The organism is Brucella daejeonensis (assembly GCF_014199265.1).
In the GTDB taxonomy this organism is placed as follows: domain Bacteria; phylum Pseudomonadota; class Alphaproteobacteria; order Rhizobiales; family Rhizobiaceae; genus Brucella; species Brucella daejeonensis.
In genome coordinates this window covers 42,638-57,979 of sequence record NZ_JACIJG010000004.1, presented here as the reverse complement: position 1 = coordinate 57,979, position 15,342 = coordinate 42,638, and the positions used below count along the sequence as shown (strand labels likewise).

The following is a 15,342-nucleotide window of genomic DNA, read 5'->3' as shown; positions in this document are numbered from 1 at the left end:
TTTTTCGTGTTCGATTATCGGATAATCAGAACTTGTAGCCGACGCCGACGCGGATGTCGTGGGTGTCGAGCTTGTTGCGGACCGAATCGTTGCCGAGGTCGTAGGTCTTGTTACCGAACTGGGTGTAACGGTATTCAATGCGGCCCAGGATGTTGTCCGTGAGCTTGGCTTCCATACCGGCACCGGCAGTCCAGCCAACGCGGAACTTGCTTTCGTCGTCAAAGCCGTTGTCGAGCTTGACCTGCTTGCCGGCAACACCGGCCGTGATGTACGGCATGACCGGGTTCAGGTCGTAGCCGAGACGGCCACGCAGCGAGCCTTCGAAGCCTTCCTTGACTTCCAGGTCGTTCTTGGACTTCTTGGCCCAGGAGTAACCTGCGTCACCTTCAACACCGTATACGAACTGGTCCTGCTGGAAGTTCCAGCCGGCATATGCGCCAGCCTTCATGTCATCAGGCTTGATGGTGCCGACGGAATCCGTCTTGGCCTTGTTCCAGCCGTAGCCGAGATACAGACCGGTGTAGCCGCCAGCCCAGCTATACTGCGGAGCCATTTCGACCGGAGCAGGCACAGGAGGCTGTTCCTGAATGGCGTCGGCAGCGAAAGCGGTCGCAGAGAACGGCAGCAGCGCAGCCGAGGCGATTACGAGAGACTTAAGAGTGCGCATAGCATTCTCCTTACACAAATTACCTTTAGCGCGGTCCCTTATCGGGCGGACGGCGTTGGGAGAAAATCGTCCATGCCGCGCTGACAGGACCGACATATCGGCGGTAATTGCGGCATGAAATGCCCGCTTCTGTGGAGAGAAGCTGTCGAGAAGGTGGCAAAAATACGATGTTGCATTATCGCAACGGCGGATTCGACCTCCTATATGGTGGGGGATGCGCCGTCATAGTGCCCCGGACAGACGGCGAGATATGACGAAGCTGCTGAATTTCCTACAAATTTGTCAGTTATGAATGGCCCCTGCTCGGTTTTTAGCTGCAATTTTCCGGGCGAAATGGCATGAAAAGACCGAAGAATCTCGATAAGAAAGTGTTTACCGTGTTGAACGATCACGAGCCACGCCTGCTTGCAAAATGCCCGGTTCTGGTGACGGGCGGCGCGCGGCGCATCGGAAAGGCCATCGTCGAAGACCTTGCCGCCCATGGCTTCCCGGTCGCCATACATTGCAATCACTCGGCAGACGAAGGGGCGGCCCTTGCGAGCGCCATCACGGACAGCGGCGGCACGGCCTGCGTCGTGCGCGCGGACCTTTCATCCGAGGCCGACGTCCGCAATCTCGTGCAAGATGCGTCGCGCCAGATCGGCCCGATCCGGCTTCTGGTCAACAATGCCTCGCTGTTCCAGGACGACCGCATGGGCAATCTGGACATGGGGCTGTGGGACAAGCACTTTGCCATCCACCTCAAGGCGCCCGTCCTGCTGGCGGAAGGGATGGCCGGAACCTTGCCCAAGGGAGAAGATGCGCTCGTGATCAATGTGATCGACCAGCGCGTGTGGAAGCCCAATCCGAACTTCTTTTCCTACACGCTTTCGAAGACGGCGCTGTGGAACGCCACCCAGACGATGGCGCAGGCGCTTGCCCCGCATATCAGGGTCAATGCGATCGCGCCCGGCCCGACATTGCCGAGCGAGCGGCAAAGGCCGGGCGATTTCGAGCGGCAGGTCGGGAAGCTGCTTTTGCGGCGTGCACCGGAATTGTCTGAATTTGGGCGTACTGTTCGCTATCTCTGGGAAAGCCGCTCCGTCACGGGCCAGATGATCGCGCTTGACGGCGGGCAGCACCTGGCATGGGAAACCCCGGATATTGCAGGAATCACCGAATGACCGGAAACCGCAAGAACCATGAAGATATCGCAGCCAGCCTGCCGTCCGACGACGAGCAGGAGGTGGCCGGTATTATCATCGGTGAAGCGGAAACCGAAGACGATGACGACAGCGACGATATTGCCGCCGCACCCGCCTCGCCTTCGCCTGCCGATTCCATTCAGTGGGATTCGTCGGACGGCCTGCCGGATATTGCGGGCCTGAGCGGCCAGGACATCATCAATGCCTTCGTGAAGCGCCTGCCTAACAATCCGGGCGTTTATCGCATGTTCAACGGCGACGGCGACGTGCTTTATGTCGGCAAGGCCCGCAACCTCAAGAAGCGCGTCTCGAACTACGCGCGCGGGATCGGCCATTCGAATCGCATCACGCGGATGATCCGTGAAACGGTGACGATGGAGTTTGTTGTCACCCGGACGGAAACCGAAGCCCTGTTGCTGGAAGCCAATCTCATCAAGAGGTTGCGTCCGCGCTTCAACGTGCTCATGCGGGACGACAAGTCGTTCCCCTATATTCTCCTGACCGGCGACCATCGTGCGCCCGGCATTTTCAAGCACAGGGGCGCGCGCTCGCGCAAGGGAGACTATTTCGGCCCGTTCGCTTCGGCGGGCGCGGTCGGCCGCACCATCAATGCCCTGCAACGCGCATTCCTGCTGCGAACCTGCACGGATTCGGTGTTCGAAACGCGGACACGCCCCTGCCTCCTCTATCAGATCAAACGTTGTTCCGGTCCTTGCACGCATGAAATCAGCGACGCGGACTATGCGGAGCTCGTGCGCGAGGCCAAGGCGTTTCTTTCGGGCAAGAGCCAGTCGGTGAAGGATCATCTGGCAAGCGCCATGCAGGCGGCATCCGCCGATCTCGACTTCGAACATGCGGCGGTCTACCGGGACCGCCTGGCAGCGCTTTCGCATGTCCAGTCGCATCAGGGCATCAATCCGCAAACGGTCGAAGAAGCCGACGTATTCGCCATCCATCAGGAAGGCGGCATGACCTGTATTCAGGTTTTCTTCTTCCGCACCGGCCAGAACTGGGGCAACCGCGCCTATTTTCCGAAAGCCGACAGTTCGCTCGGGCCCGCGGAAGTCCTGGGCGCGTTCCTGTCCCAGTTCTACGACGACAAACCATGCCCGCGCCTCGTCCTATTATCGGAAACGGTGGAAGAACAGTCGCTGATCGCCGAAGCGCTTTCGACGCGCACCGGCCATAAGGTTCAGGTCAGCGTGCCCCAGCGCGGCGAAAAGAAAGACCTCGTTGATCATGCGCTGACCAATGCGCGCGAAGCGCTCGGGCGGCGTCTCGCCGAAACATCCTCGCAGGCCCGTCTTCTGCAAGGCATGGCCGAGACATTCGGCCTTGCCCGCCCCCCGCGCCGGATCGAAGTCTACGACAATTCGCACATCATGGGCACGAACGCTGTCGGCGGCATGATCGTCGCCGGGCCGGAAGGCTTCGTCAAAAACCAGTATCGCAAGTTCAACATCCGCTCAACCGACATTACGCCGGGCGACGACTTCGGCATGATGCGCGAGGTGATCGAGCGGCGGTTTTCGCGACTGGTGAAGGAACACGGCACGCCGGAAGAACCGACCGACGCGGAAGCGAACGATACGTTTCCGGCATGGCCCGATGTGATTCTGATCGATGGCGGTCAGGGCCAGGTCGGCGTCGTGCGCCAGATGCTGGCAGAAATGGGCATTGCGCATCTCGTCAATGCCATCGGCATTGCGAAAGGCGTCGACCGCGAGGCGGGACGCGAACGCTTCTTCGTCGAAGGCAAGCTGCCCTTCACGCTGCCGCCGCGCGATCCCGTGCTCTATTTCATCCAGCGCCTGCGCGACGAAGCGCACCGTTTCGCCATCGGCACGCATAGAGCGCGGCGCAAGAAGGAAATGGTCAAGAACCCGCTCGATGAAATTGCGGGAATCGGCCCGTCGCGCAAACGCGCCCTGCTGCACCATTTCGGGACCGCAAAGGCCGTTTCGCGCGCGGCGATGGAGGATCTCATGCAGATTGACGGCATTTCCGAAGCGATGGCCCGGACGATTCACGACCATTTCCGGGATCGATGACGTAATTTTGTCCGGGATTTACGTGCAAGCGTCATTAGGTCCCGGCAGAACATATTCGCAGGTGTTGATTTTATGTGTCATCCCTGATGATGTGCGCAAACGAATGACGCGGCGGAACCATGCAGAAAAAACACACTCTCTCCTTGCCCAATATCCTCACATATGGCCGGATCATCGCCGTTCCGCTTGTGGTGTTGTGCTTCTTTGTCGAGGGGCGGCTGGAATCGAGCGATTTCGCCCGCTGGACAGCTCTGGGATTGTTCGTCATTGCCAGCATCACCGACTTTTTCGATGGCTATCTCGCCCGCATATGGAAGCAGACTTCCACTATCGGCCGTATGCTCGACCCGATTGCCGACAAGCTTCTCGTATCCGCCATTCTGCTGCTTCTCGCCGCCGACGGAACAATCGCCGGCTGGACGCTATGGGCGGCAATCATCATCCTGTGCCGCGAAATCCTCGTCTCGGGGCTGCGCGAATATCTCGCCGAACTGAAGGTCAGCGTTCCCGTTTCGCGCCTTGCCAAATGGAAGACGACCGCGCAAATGATCGCGCTCGCTTTTCTGCTCGCAGGCCCTGCCGGTGACAAGATCGTGCCCTATGTTACGGAAATGGGCATTGCCCTGCTGTGGGTATCCGCTCTCCTGACCCTTTATACGGGCTGGGACTATTTCAAGGCGGGCCTGAAACACGTTATGGATTGATACGGTGACTGTAAAACTCGTCTATTTCGCGTGGGTTCGCGAGAAAATCGGCAAGGGTGAAGAGATTATCGAGCTTCCCTCGCCCAAGACAACCGTGGGCGATCTGATCGGCCACCTGAAGTCGCGCGGCGACGAATATGAGGCCGCTTTCGAACACGAGCATGTCATTCGCGCCGCGATCAATCAGGAACACGCCGAACATGGCGAGTTCGTGCGCAACGGCGACGAGGTTGCCCTCTTCCCGCCCATGACGGGAGGCTGAAATGGGCGGGCAAGGCATGTGCCCCCTTTTTGTCGGCATCAGAAGCGAAGATTTCGACATCGCAACGGAATTGCGCAAACTGGGCGAAGGCCGCACGGATATTGGCGCCATCGTCACTTTCACGGGCCTGTGCCGCGATGAAAGCGGCAGGCTGTCCGCTCTCGAACTGGAACATTATCCGGGCATGGCCGAAGCGGAAATCACCCGTATCGCACGGCAGGCTGCGGAACGCTGGCCGCTGACGGGTGTTACGGTCATTCACCGTTACGGGCTGATAAAGCCGGGGGATAATATCGTGCTGGTCGCGGCGGCATCCTCCCACCGGCAGGCGGCTTTCGAAGCCGCATCCTACCTGATGGACTATATGAAAACCGATGCGCCGTTCTGGAAGCGGGAGCATTTGGCGGATGGATCGGTCGGCGGCTGGGTGTCGTCCAAAACCGAAGATGAAGAGCGCCGCAACCGCTGGTAACTTGCGCTTTTTCTTGTTTTCCCTTTACCGAACGAGGCGCCTTTTTTATTTTAATCGTGAATTAACTATTTAACCCCCTAAAATATTGGCTAATTTGGCTGGTGCTTTCTTGCATCGCCACAATTTTCACATGAAAATCCCGCTAATGTCGGTGATATGAATCAAGCGCTCGACTGGCGGCGATGAGAGACAGGCAGGAAACCGCATCAGCGTCGTCTGTCTCGACCAAAACAGTGCGTGCGGGAACGGAAGTTTCAGGCTTACGATGCGAAAAGGACTTGCGAAAACCCTTTCAATTGCGGCTGCGCTTGCGGTCGGCATTGGCGCGCTCGGCGGCGCGGCCCTGTTCCTGACCACGTCCATGCCGACAACCAGCATGGCTGCCGAAAAGACAATTAGCGGCATGGTCATGTATCGTGAGCGGATCGCGCTTCCGCCGGAAGCCAGCCTCACCGTCCAGCTTTCCGATGTTTCCCTTGCGGACGCACCGTCGAGGGTCGTCGGCGAAACACGAATCGAATCCGTTCAAGGCTCGCCAATCCCCTTTGCCATCAATTTCGACACGGGCCAGATCGAGCCGGACCACACCTACGCGTTACAGGCGCGTATTTCGGCGGGCGATACGCTCTGGTTCGTGAATGACGAACGCCTGACGATCGATCCGCAGAATCCCGGCGCCCCGGCGGAAATTCGCGTCGTCATGGTGCGCAAGAGCGCCGACGACGGCGCGGCCATCGGCATCGAAGGCAAGGACTGGCTTGCGGAAGATATTCAGGGCGGTGGCGTGATCGACAATGCGCAGACCACGCTGACGGTCGCGACTGACGGCGCGGTGAACGGATCGGGCGGCTGCAATCGCTATTTCAGCAAGGCAACCGTTGCGGGCGATGAAATCTCGTTCGCCGATATCGGCTCGACCTACATGCAATGCCCGCCGGCGCTCATGAACCAGGAGCGCAAATTCCTCGATGTTCTGGGCCAGACGCGGTCTTACAAGATCGATATGGGCAAACTGGTCCTGTTCGATCAGGAGGGGAAAGAAATCGCAAGGCTTGCACAGAGCCTTTGAAACAAAAAAGCCCGGCGCAAACCGGGCTTTTTCTTTTATCGGCAGAAGGGATCAGCCGACGATTTCGGTGCCCGAGAACCAGTAGGCGATTTCCTCGGCAGCGGTTTCCGGGGCGTCCGAACCGTGCACGGAGTTTTCACCGATCGACAGGGCGAATTCCTTGCGGATGGTGCCTTCATCGGCATTGGCAGGGTTGGTCGCGCCCATGACTTCACGGTTCTTGGCAATTGCGTTCTCGCCTTCGAGAACCTGAACGATCGTCGGGCCGGAAGACATGAATTCGGTCAGTTCGCCGAAGAAGGGGCGATCCTTGTGAACAGCATAGAAGCCTTCAGCTTCACGCAGGCTCATCCAGACGCGCTTCGACGCGACAACGCGCAGGCCGGCTGCTTCAAGCTTGGCAGTGATGGCGCCGGTGAGATTGCGACGGGTTGCGTCGGGCTTGATCATGGAGAAGGTACGTTCGATTGCCATTATGACACCTTGTTTGATGGGAAATTCAGGAAGGTGAGGCTCTATACCGTCGATAGGCCAAATTGCCAAGGGGCAGCGAACGTCACGGCCTGTTTAGCCGCTTGAGACGGCAGAAAATTGAAGGCATAGATGATGCCACTCTGATTCAATCTATCGGATAGCGGGGCCACGATGGAACAGCATTTTCAGATGTTCGCCTATTACAACAAATGGGCCAACGCGTTGCTCTACCAGGCCGCCGCCCAGTTGAGCGATGAAGAATATCGTCTCGATCTCGGCCTGTTCTTCGGGTCCATCCATCGCACGCTCAATCACATACTGGTCGCGGACCGCATCTGGATGAAGCGCTTCACCGGTGAAGGCGACCATCCGAAGGCGCTGGATGCCATCATCTCCGACAATTTCATTGCGTTGCGCGAGAAGCGTCAGGCAGAAGACGATCGCATCTGCCGCTTTACGGACGAGCTGGACGCGCAGAAGCTGTCGGGGCGCTACACTTACACCCCGCTGAGTTCCATGCGCACGATCAGTCAGCGGCTGGCGCCATCCCTGGCGCATCTGTTCAATCATCAAACCCACCATCGTGGGCAGGTCCACACAGCATTGACGCGGCTCGGCGCCGACGCTCCGTCGCTCGACCTCTCACGATTTCAGCGTACCGAAGACGGCCGCCGTTTCGCATGATACTTGCGGAAACGCTTCAAGCCGTGCAAAAGCGCTTTCACCATGCTTATTCTTGACGATATTTCCGTACGAATTGCCGGACGCCTTCTGATCGACCACGCCAGCGTGACGCTGCCCGCGGGTTCGAAGACGGGCTTTGTCGGCCGCAACGGCACCGGCAAATCCACGCTGTTCCGGGTAATCACGGGCGATCTTGCGCCGGAGACCGGCAGCATCTCGCTGCCGAAGAACACGCGCATCGGTCAGGTGGCGCAGGAAGCGCCCGGCACCGGGGAAGCGCTCATCGAAATCGTCATGAAGGCGGACAAGGAGCGCGCGGCGCTTCTCGAAGAAGCCGAAACCGCGACAGATCCGCACCGGATCGCGGAAATCCACACCCGCCTGGCCGATATCGACGCCCATTCGGCGGAAGCGCGCGCAGGCGCCATCCTGTCCGGCCTCGGATTCGATGCGGAAGCGCAGCGCCGCCCCGCTTCCGATTTTTCCGGCGGCTGGCGTATGCGCGTGGCGCTCGCCGCCGTTCTCTTCGCCGAACCCGACCTGCTTCTTCTCGACGAGCCGACCAACTATCTCGATCTCGAAGGCGTGTTGTGGCTGGTGGATTATGTGAAGCGTTATCCGCACACGGTCATCATCATCAGCCACGACCGCGATCTCCTGAACTCGGCAACAAGCTCGATCATGCATCTCGACCAGAAGAAAATCAGCTTCTGGCGCGGCAATTACGATCAGTTCGAACGACAGCGCCACGAGATGCTGGAATTGCAGCAGAAGGCCCATGCCAGGCAGGAAGCCCACCGCAAGCATATGGAAAGCTTCGTAGAGCGGTTCCGCGCCAAGGCGACCAAGGCCCGGCAGGCGCAATCACGCCTCAAGGCGCTGCAAAAGCTGAAGCCCATCGAACTCTATGTCGAGAGCCATGTGCAGCCATTCCGTTTTCCCGACGCGGAGAAGAAGGCCGCCTCGCCGATTATCGCGCTCGACAATGCCGATGTCGGCTATGTGCCGGGCAAGCCCGTTTTGCGCAATGTGACGCTGCGCATCGACAATGACGACCGCATTGCGCTGCTCGGCTCGAACGGTAACGGCAAATCGACGCTTGCCAAGCTGATTGCCGGGCGGCTGGCGTCGGAAAACGGCAGGCTTACCGTTTCACCCAATCTGAAGGTTGCCTTTTTCGCGCAGCACCAGCTCGACGATCTGGTGCCCGACGACAATGCCATCGAGCATGTGCGCCAGCTGATGCCGACGGAACCGGAAGCCAAGGTTCGTGCCCGCGTGGCGCAGATGGGCCTTTCGACCGAAAAGATGCTGACACCTGCCCGCGATCTGTCGGGTGGTGAAAAGGCTCGCCTTCTCATGGGCCTTGCGACGTTCCATGGCCCGAACCTGCTTATCCTCGACGAGCCGACCAACCATCTGGATATCGACAGCCGCGAGGAGCTGGTGCACGCGCTCAATGACTTCAACGGTGCGGTCATCCTGATTGCGCACGACCGCCACCTGATCGAAGCAACGATGGAACGCCTTTGGCTGGTGCGCGAGGGCGGCGTGAAACCGTTCGAGGGCGATCTAGACGAATATCGCCAGATCGTTCTGGCGGATGCCAGGGGCGAACCCGCCGCCGATCGCGACGAAGGACCGAAGGTCAACAAGGCCGAACAGCGCAAGCTCGCGGCACAAAGGCGCGAAGCCCTCGCTCCCTTGCAGAAAAAGATCAAGGAAACCGAGACCTTGATGCAAAAACTGCAGAAACAGATTCAAGCCTTCAGCACACAACTGGAAGACCCGGCCCTTTATGAAAAGGAGCCGCAAAAGGCGGTTCGTATCAATAAGGACATGAGCGACGCCAGGTCCGCGCTGGCGCAGGCCGAAGACAAATGGCTGGAGCTTTCAACCGAATATGAGGAAGCGATGGCGGACTGAGCCGCCACGCTTCATCCCCCAAGAATCAGTAGCGCCGCGATGGCCAGAATCGCCCATCCCGGAATTCTTACCGCCATGGGTAGCGGGCGCGGCGTGAAACGGACCGCCATAACGGCGAAAATGACGGTCAGGATCGGAAAGCCGAAAAAGACAGCCGCGTAACCGCTCTGCCCTTCGAAGGACGAGCCGAAGACACCCAGCCTTTCCAACGGGAACAGTGCGAAGAACGCCGCAAGCGCAGAAAGCAGCAATAATAGCAGGCGATCCAGAAAGGCGCGAACGGTTGTCATGGTTCACCCTTGATGGCGCCGCAGCCGTGTGCGCATCAGGCCATAGAGGCCGAGCACACCAAGGACGAGTCCGATGGTCGTATAGGTTTCGTTCGGGGTTTCCGCGCCGCGCCTGAGAACGAGTTCGGCCCTGGAAAGCTGAAGCCCGTCCGTGTTTCCCTGCACCAGCCGGAAAGCGTATGATCCCGGAATGACGGGATCGATATCGCCCGCGCTCTGGCGCAACACGCCGCCATCCTGCGGACGATCCGTGTTGATCGAACCGCTTGTCGAAACGAAATCGAGCCCCTGCGAGAGAACCGGCATCCCGTCGCGGCTGACAGCGAGCGTGACGGCGGAACGGCGTTCGGCGGGCATATAGCCCGGCAAAGGCGTCGCGTCGATGAAAACGCGAACCGGCGCATCGCTTGCGGCAAGCCGCACTTCCTGAACCCTGAAGCCGCTCTGGCGGTTTTCGAGCACGGTCCAGCGACCGATCTCGCTGCCGGTGAAATGGCGCATGTACCAGGGATAGCCGAGGCCGAGCGCGATGCCGGCGGCAATCATCAAGAACAGAACCGCCCGTATCACGCCTTGCGCTCCCAGCGCCGGTCGGGCGTCTGCTGCCAATAGGTCAAATCGTGGTCCTCCGCCTTGAACCTCTTCCACTGGGTGCGGGCAATATCGAGCTGGTCCTGATCATGTCCGTCGAACATCACCACGAGCCGCTCATAGTCTCCGGCCCGCTCCAGCGTTGCACCTTCGACGAGAAAGCGGACGGTCGCGCCATTGAGATTGGCTTCCGTGGTGGTCAGGAGGACCGGCTGATGTTCCGGGTTGGACTCCCTGTCGGTGCCATGCGCCACGAAGGACGTATCCGAAAAGGTCCATAGCAGGTTGTCCAGGGCATCCCGCCTTTCTTCACTGACAGTCTGGACCGTGACGCGCCAGCCACGCCCCAGGGAACGCTCCACAAGGCCGGGCAATGCTTCGTCCAGCGTCGATTCCGTCAGATGGTAGAAGAGTATTTCCGCCATGCCCTGCCCGTTCTGACAGGATGGAGAAACCGATTCAGCTTCTCCATCCATCCTATTGTTTGCTAAAAATTTAGCTCTCGAAATGATCGCGGACAAGACGGTCGAGCAGGCGTACGCCATATCCCGACGCCCACGACTGGCTATATTCGTTTGCGGGCGAACCCATTGCCGTGCCCGCGACATCCAGATGCGCCCATGGCGTTTCGCCCACGAAGCGCTTCAGGAACTGCGCCGCCGTGATGGAGCCGGCATGTCGACCGGCACTGTTTTTCATGTCGGCGAATTTCGAATCGATCATCTTGTCGTATTCGGCACCGAGCGGCAGACGCCACAGCTTTTCACCGCTCGACTGACCCGCATCGTAAAGCTGGTCGGCCAGTTCGTCATCGTTGGAGAACAGGCCCGCATGGTACTGGCCCAGCGCCACCATGACAGCCCCCGTGAGCGTCGCGAGATTGACGATGAAGCGCGGCTTGAAGCGATCATTCGTATAATGCAGCGCATCGGCCAGAACGAGGCGGCCTTCCGCATCGGTGTTGATGACTTCAATCGTCTGGCCCGACATGGTGGTCACGATGTCGCCGGGACGTTGCGCATTGCCGTCAGGCATGTTTTCCACAAGGCCGATCACGCCGATGGCATTGACCTTGGCCTTGCGGCCCGCCAAAGCGCGCATCAGACCCGTAACGGCAGCGGCTCCGCCCATGTCGCCCTTCATGTCTTCCATGCCCGCGGCGGACTTGATCGAAATGCCGCCAGTGTCGAACACCACACCCTTGCCGACGAAAGCGACCGGCTTTTCCTTGGCTTTCGCGCCTTGCCACTCCATCACCACCAGGCGCGGCGGGCGAACGGACCCTTGCGCGACGCCCAGAAGCGCGCCCATGCCAAGCTTCTTCAGTTCCTTTTCGCCAAGAACCTCGACCTTCACACCGAGCTTTGCGAGTTTTTCGGCTTCTTCGGCGAATTCGACCGGTCCGAGAACATTAGATGGCTCGTTTACAAGGTTACGGGCCTGAACAACGCCGTCTGCCACGGCCTCGGCGACCTCGAAGGCGCGCTTCGCGGTATGCGTGTCCGCCACACAGATATTGATCTTGGCGGCGCGCTTCGGATCGTCATTTTCCTCATTCTTGCGTGTCTTGTAGCGGTCGAACTTGTAGGAACGCAGAATCATGCCCAGCGCCATGTCGGCGGCTTCGTCGCCTGCAATCGTCGTTTCCGGCAGGGCCAGCGTTACCGTCGCGCGCTCCGCCTTGCCGATGCGCGAGAACGCCGCGCCGCCGATCTTCAGCCAGTCGTCATTGCCAAGCTTGCCCGGCTCGCCGACGCCAACCAGAACGATCTTGTCCACGCCGCCGGCAGCGGTTTCAATCGCTTCGGCGGTTTTCCCCAGCGCACCGGTGAAACCCGAAACTTCGGCGATACGCCTGATCTTGTCGGCGCCGCCGGCTGCCTTCGCCGCCTCGTCCGCGAAATCGCCGCCCTTGGCGACCAGAACGATCGAGATGCCTTTTTCCGGCGTTGTGAACTCGCCAAAAGAAATCGAAGGACGTTTAGACATGATAACTCCAGACTTGGTGACCGATTGAAGCCGGTTGAGGCTGGTTGAGGCCGGTTAAGGAATGACACAGTTGCGTCGCGATTTTTCCTCACTCATGTGAGACGAATATGGCGAAACAGCAAGGGTTTGATGCCAGATTGTTCAGTTTTAAGTTCAATCATACTCAAGCAACATGCTTTATTTTTTTGACACACGTCCCGAGCGCAAAAAAGTTGCCTCACACATCACAATCGCATTACTGGAACAATGGGGATAGGGTCAGGACCTGTTAATGTGATGGAAATGGCACCTGAAATGACAAGAGCTGCAAGGAAAGACGCGGAAAACGGGGTGGCTCCCCCGGTCGAGCGGCTTGACGCCGCAGATCGCCAATTTCCGGCCTTGGCCTTTCGGTGTCCGAAGGATGTGGTCCATCCGCCCGGCTACTTTGTCGTAAAGTCTCGAAAATGAACCACATTTCCTTCGCCTTTTCTCCTCGTATCCAGACGGATGGCCTCACACCATTTCCACCAAATTGACAGGTCCTGACCCTAGCGCCTTGATGGCCCGGTTAGTAATCTGTTAACTAGGTTTATTGGGTCAATGTTAGCCAGACGTTATTAAATTCAGTCATTATCGGGTGCATCGTTCCAATTGCTGGCGCGTGCCCCCCTCAACGGAACCGGGATGTAGACTCCACCTATGCGATTGATAGAGCTGTACATCCTGCGCCGAGTGGCGGTCATGTTTCTTGCGGTGCTTGGCGCAGCGGTGGGCATTACATGGACGGTGCAGGTGCTTCAGCGCATCGACTTCCTGACAACCAGCGGCCAGACTTTCCAGACGATCGTCCAGTTCAGCTCCCTGTTGATTCCCTCCGCAATTCCGCTTGTCATGCCATTCGCCCTGATCATCGCGATCACGCAGACGCTTTCGACGATGAATCAGGACTCCGAACTCGTGGTGATCAACGCATCCGGTGCGCCGCGAAGCGCCGTCATGCGGCCAATTCTGATTCTGGCGGCCGTCATCTCCGTGGTGTCGTTCCTGGTGGCCAATTATGTCGATCCCTATGCGCGCATGAACATGCGCGCCATGATTGCCGATGCCAGCGCCGATCTCATGAACGTCATCATTCAGGAAGGCAATTTCCGGAAACTGGCGGACAATCTCTATATTCAGGTGGCGGAACGACGCGCCGACGGAAGCATCGGCGGTCTTTTCATCGCCGATTCCCGCGACCCGTCGCTCGATCTCATCTATTATGCCGCCGACGGTGCAATCGCTTCGACGCCTAACGGCGACATGCTGCTGATGCGCAACGGTGAAGTTCAACGCCGCGACGTATCGGACGGGACCGTCTCGATCATCAAATTCAACTCCTATGCGTTCGATCTCAGCCAATTCGCTTCGGCCGGCGACGACTTCGTCATCTATGCCAAGGACCGTCCGCTTTCCTATCTGCTGAACCCGGATCCCAACGATCCGATCCTGCAAACCCGACCGTTGCGATACAGGGCCGAATTGCACCGGCGCCTGACGCAATGGCTCTATCCGGTCGTCTTTGCCATGATCGCGCTTGCATTTGCGGGCGATTCCCGCTCGCACCGCGAAGCGCGCGTTTCCGCGTCTTTCTCCGCGATCAGCACCGCCCTTCTCGTCTATTGGGCGGGCTATTTCTCGTCCGATCGCGCCGATAAGGACCAGACCTATATGATTATCATGTACCTGGTGCCGCTGGCGGTGATTCTCGTTACCGGTTTTGCGCTGATGACCGGGCGGCGCGTCGGCCTGCCCGACCGGTGGAACGATTTCCTTCTCGATAATTTCGACCGGCTGAAGAGACGCTTTTCCGAAGTCTACGCCCGTATCGCCAATCGCTCACGCAATGCGGGAGGCAAGGCATGATCGGCTGGACGCTGGGGCGCTATTTCTTCATCCGCTATGTGCAGATCACCCTCTATTTTCTGCTGGGTATCTTCGCGCTCGCCCTGCTGCTCGACTTCACCGAAAATGCGAGCAAGCTCTCCAATCTGCCGGATTATACCGTGTGGGCGGCGCTGGGCCTCTCGGCCATGCGCGTCCCGTTCATCATGCAGCAGATGATTCCATTCGTCGCCCTGTTCTCGGCCATGGCGACCCTGATTTCGCTCAATCGCAAATATGAGCTTGTTGTTGCGCGCTCCGTCGGCGTTTCGGCGTGGCAGTTCCTTCTGCCCGCGTGTTTCGGTGCGTGTCTGTTCGGGCTTGCAACGATTTTCATTCTCAACCCGTTTGCAGCTTACGGCTTTTCCAAGGCAGACGAGATCGCGGCGACGTGGAAGAACGGCAAGGTTACGAACGTTTCGGCCCTGCGCGATCCATGGCTCCGCCAGAAAACCGATGAAGGCGAGACCATCATCGGCGCAAAGAGCATACTGGATCAGGGCGCGAGGCTGGCCGACGCGACCTTCATCCAGTTCGATGAAAAGAAGAATATCAAGGACCGTTACGACGCCCGCACCGCGCGTCTGGAGGACGGTCACTGGGAACTGACCGACGTGACGCGATTCGCACGCGGCGAGGAGCCGCAGAAACTGGACTCGGTCCAGATCGCGACGCAGCTTCGCCCCGAATATGTTGAGGAAAAGCTCGCCACGCCCGACACGATTCCCTTCACGCAGTTGCGCCACAAGATCGAAGTGGCGCGGTCATTCGGTTATTCGGCAAACGCATTCGACATGCAATACCAGTCGCTTCTGGCGTTGCCCGCGCTTCTGATGGCGATGACTCTCATTGCTGCAACAGTGTCCCTGAAATTTGTGCGATTTGGTCAGTCCGGCGCAATGATTCTGGGTGGCGTTATTGCAGGCTTCATGCTTTATGTCGTTTCGGTGCTGGTAAAGGCATTCGGGAATGCGGGATTCGTCCCGCCGTTCGTGGCTGCCTGGGTTCCGGTTGTCATCGCGACGTTTTTCGGTGTCTCCTTTTTGTTGCATAAGGAGGATGGTTAGTGGGTTT

At 58.8% G+C, this 15,342-nt stretch carries 16 protein-coding genes; 10 read left to right on the top strand and 6 right to left on the bottom strand.

All coding sequences use genetic code 11. From position 1 onward, the window contains the following. Nucleotides 1-25 precede the first annotated feature (25 nt). Nucleotides 26-667 (bottom strand): outer membrane protein Omp25, encoded by a 642-nt coding sequence (gene omp25 / locus FHS76_RS05950; protein WP_183649494.1) that lies wholly within the window; start codon nucleotides 665-667, stop codon nucleotides 26-28. Between the two features lie 338 nt (nucleotides 668-1,005). On the opposite strand from omp25, the gene FHS76_RS05945 reads away from it, so the two are divergent. From FHS76_RS05945 to FHS76_RS05920, 6 genes are all read left to right on the top strand, one after another. Continuing rightward, complete coding sequence (locus FHS76_RS05945) at nucleotides 1,006-1,830, top strand: SDR family oxidoreductase (RefSeq protein ID WP_183649491.1); 825 nt, start codon at nucleotides 1,006-1,008, stop codon at nucleotides 1,828-1,830. Beyond that, nucleotides 1,827-3,902 (top strand): excinuclease ABC subunit UvrC, encoded by a 2,076-nt coding sequence (gene uvrC, locus FHS76_RS05940; protein WP_183649489.1) that lies wholly within the window; start codon nucleotides 1,827-1,829, stop codon nucleotides 3,900-3,902. The genes FHS76_RS05945 and uvrC overlap by 4 nt, the downstream gene beginning before the upstream one ends. A gap of 119 nt (nucleotides 3,903-4,021) precedes the next feature. After that, nucleotides 4,022-4,606 (top strand): CDP-diacylglycerol--glycerol-3-phosphate 3-phosphatidyltransferase, encoded by a 585-nt coding sequence (gene pgsA / locus FHS76_RS05935; protein WP_183649487.1) that lies wholly within the window; start codon nucleotides 4,022-4,024, stop codon nucleotides 4,604-4,606. Nucleotides 4,607-4,610: 4 nt separating this feature from the next. Further along, a complete protein-coding gene (gene moaD, locus FHS76_RS05930; protein WP_183649485.1) occupies nucleotides 4,611-4,868 on the top strand; it encodes a molybdopterin converting factor subunit 1 in 258 nt (85 codons plus the stop codon). 1 nt (nucleotide 4,869) lies between these two features. Next, complete coding sequence (locus FHS76_RS05925; RefSeq protein ID WP_183649483.1) at nucleotides 4,870-5,340, top strand: molybdenum cofactor biosynthesis protein MoaE; 471 nt, start codon at nucleotides 4,870-4,872, stop codon at nucleotides 5,338-5,340. A gap of 265 nt (nucleotides 5,341-5,605) precedes the next feature. Beyond that, complete coding sequence (locus FHS76_RS05920; RefSeq protein ID WP_183649481.1) at nucleotides 5,606-6,409, top strand: META domain-containing protein; 804 nt, start codon at nucleotides 5,606-5,608, stop codon at nucleotides 6,407-6,409. Between the two features lie 51 nt (nucleotides 6,410-6,460). Here FHS76_RS05920 and ndk read toward each other — a convergent pair whose 3' ends face one another. Further along, a complete protein-coding gene (gene ndk / locus FHS76_RS05915; RefSeq protein WP_010661674.1) occupies nucleotides 6,461-6,883 on the bottom strand; it encodes a nucleoside-diphosphate kinase in 423 nt (140 codons plus the stop codon). Between the two features lie 171 nt (nucleotides 6,884-7,054). On the opposite strand from ndk, the gene FHS76_RS05910 reads away from it, so the two are divergent. Then, nucleotides 7,055-7,567, top strand: coding sequence for a DinB family protein (locus FHS76_RS05910; RefSeq protein WP_183649479.1), 513 nt, complete (start codon nucleotides 7,055-7,057; stop codon nucleotides 7,565-7,567). Between the two features lie 42 nt (nucleotides 7,568-7,609). After that, nucleotides 7,610-9,493, top strand: a complete 1,884-nt coding sequence (locus FHS76_RS05905) for an ABC-F family ATP-binding cassette domain-containing protein (protein WP_183649477.1) — start codon at nucleotides 7,610-7,612, stop codon at nucleotides 9,491-9,493. 11 nt (nucleotides 9,494-9,504) lie between these two features. Here the strand turns inward: FHS76_RS05905 and FHS76_RS05900 are convergent, their stop codons facing one another. The 4 genes from FHS76_RS05900 to FHS76_RS05885 form a co-directional block, all read right to left on the bottom strand. Next, the gene (locus FHS76_RS05900) at nucleotides 9,505-9,783 is read right to left on the bottom strand and encodes a hypothetical protein (RefSeq protein ID WP_183649475.1); all 279 of its coding nucleotides are present in this window, start codon (nucleotides 9,781-9,783) and stop codon (nucleotides 9,505-9,507) included. Between the two features lie 3 nt (nucleotides 9,784-9,786). Beyond that, the gene (gene bspB / locus FHS76_RS05895) at nucleotides 9,787-10,350 is read right to left on the bottom strand and encodes a type IV secretion system effector BspB (protein ID WP_183650155.1); all 564 of its coding nucleotides are present in this window, start codon (nucleotides 10,348-10,350) and stop codon (nucleotides 9,787-9,789) included. Next, a complete protein-coding gene (locus FHS76_RS05890; protein ID WP_183650152.1) occupies nucleotides 10,350-10,799 on the bottom strand; it encodes a DNA polymerase III subunit chi in 450 nt (149 codons plus the stop codon). The genes bspB and FHS76_RS05890 overlap by 1 nt, the downstream gene beginning before the upstream one ends. Nucleotides 10,800-10,869: 70 nt before the next feature. After that, entirely contained in the window at nucleotides 10,870-12,363 is a 1,494-nt protein-coding gene (locus FHS76_RS05885; protein ID WP_183649472.1) for a leucyl aminopeptidase, read from the bottom strand. A 681-nt stretch (nucleotides 12,364-13,044) separates the two neighbouring features. Between FHS76_RS05885 and lptF the strand changes: the two genes are divergently transcribed. Continuing rightward, nucleotides 13,045-14,250: an LPS export ABC transporter permease LptF gene (gene lptF, locus FHS76_RS05880; protein WP_183649469.1), complete on the top strand. Its 1,206-nt coding sequence runs from the start codon at nucleotides 13,045-13,047 to the stop codon at nucleotides 14,248-14,250. Further along, on the top strand, nucleotides 14,247-15,335 hold the full coding sequence (lptG, locus tag FHS76_RS05875; RefSeq protein WP_183649466.1) for an LPS export ABC transporter permease LptG: 1,089 nt from the start codon (nucleotides 14,247-14,249) through the stop codon (nucleotides 15,333-15,335). Before lptF ends, lptG begins: the two co-directional genes overlap by 4 nt. Nucleotides 15,336-15,342 lie beyond the last annotated feature (7 nt).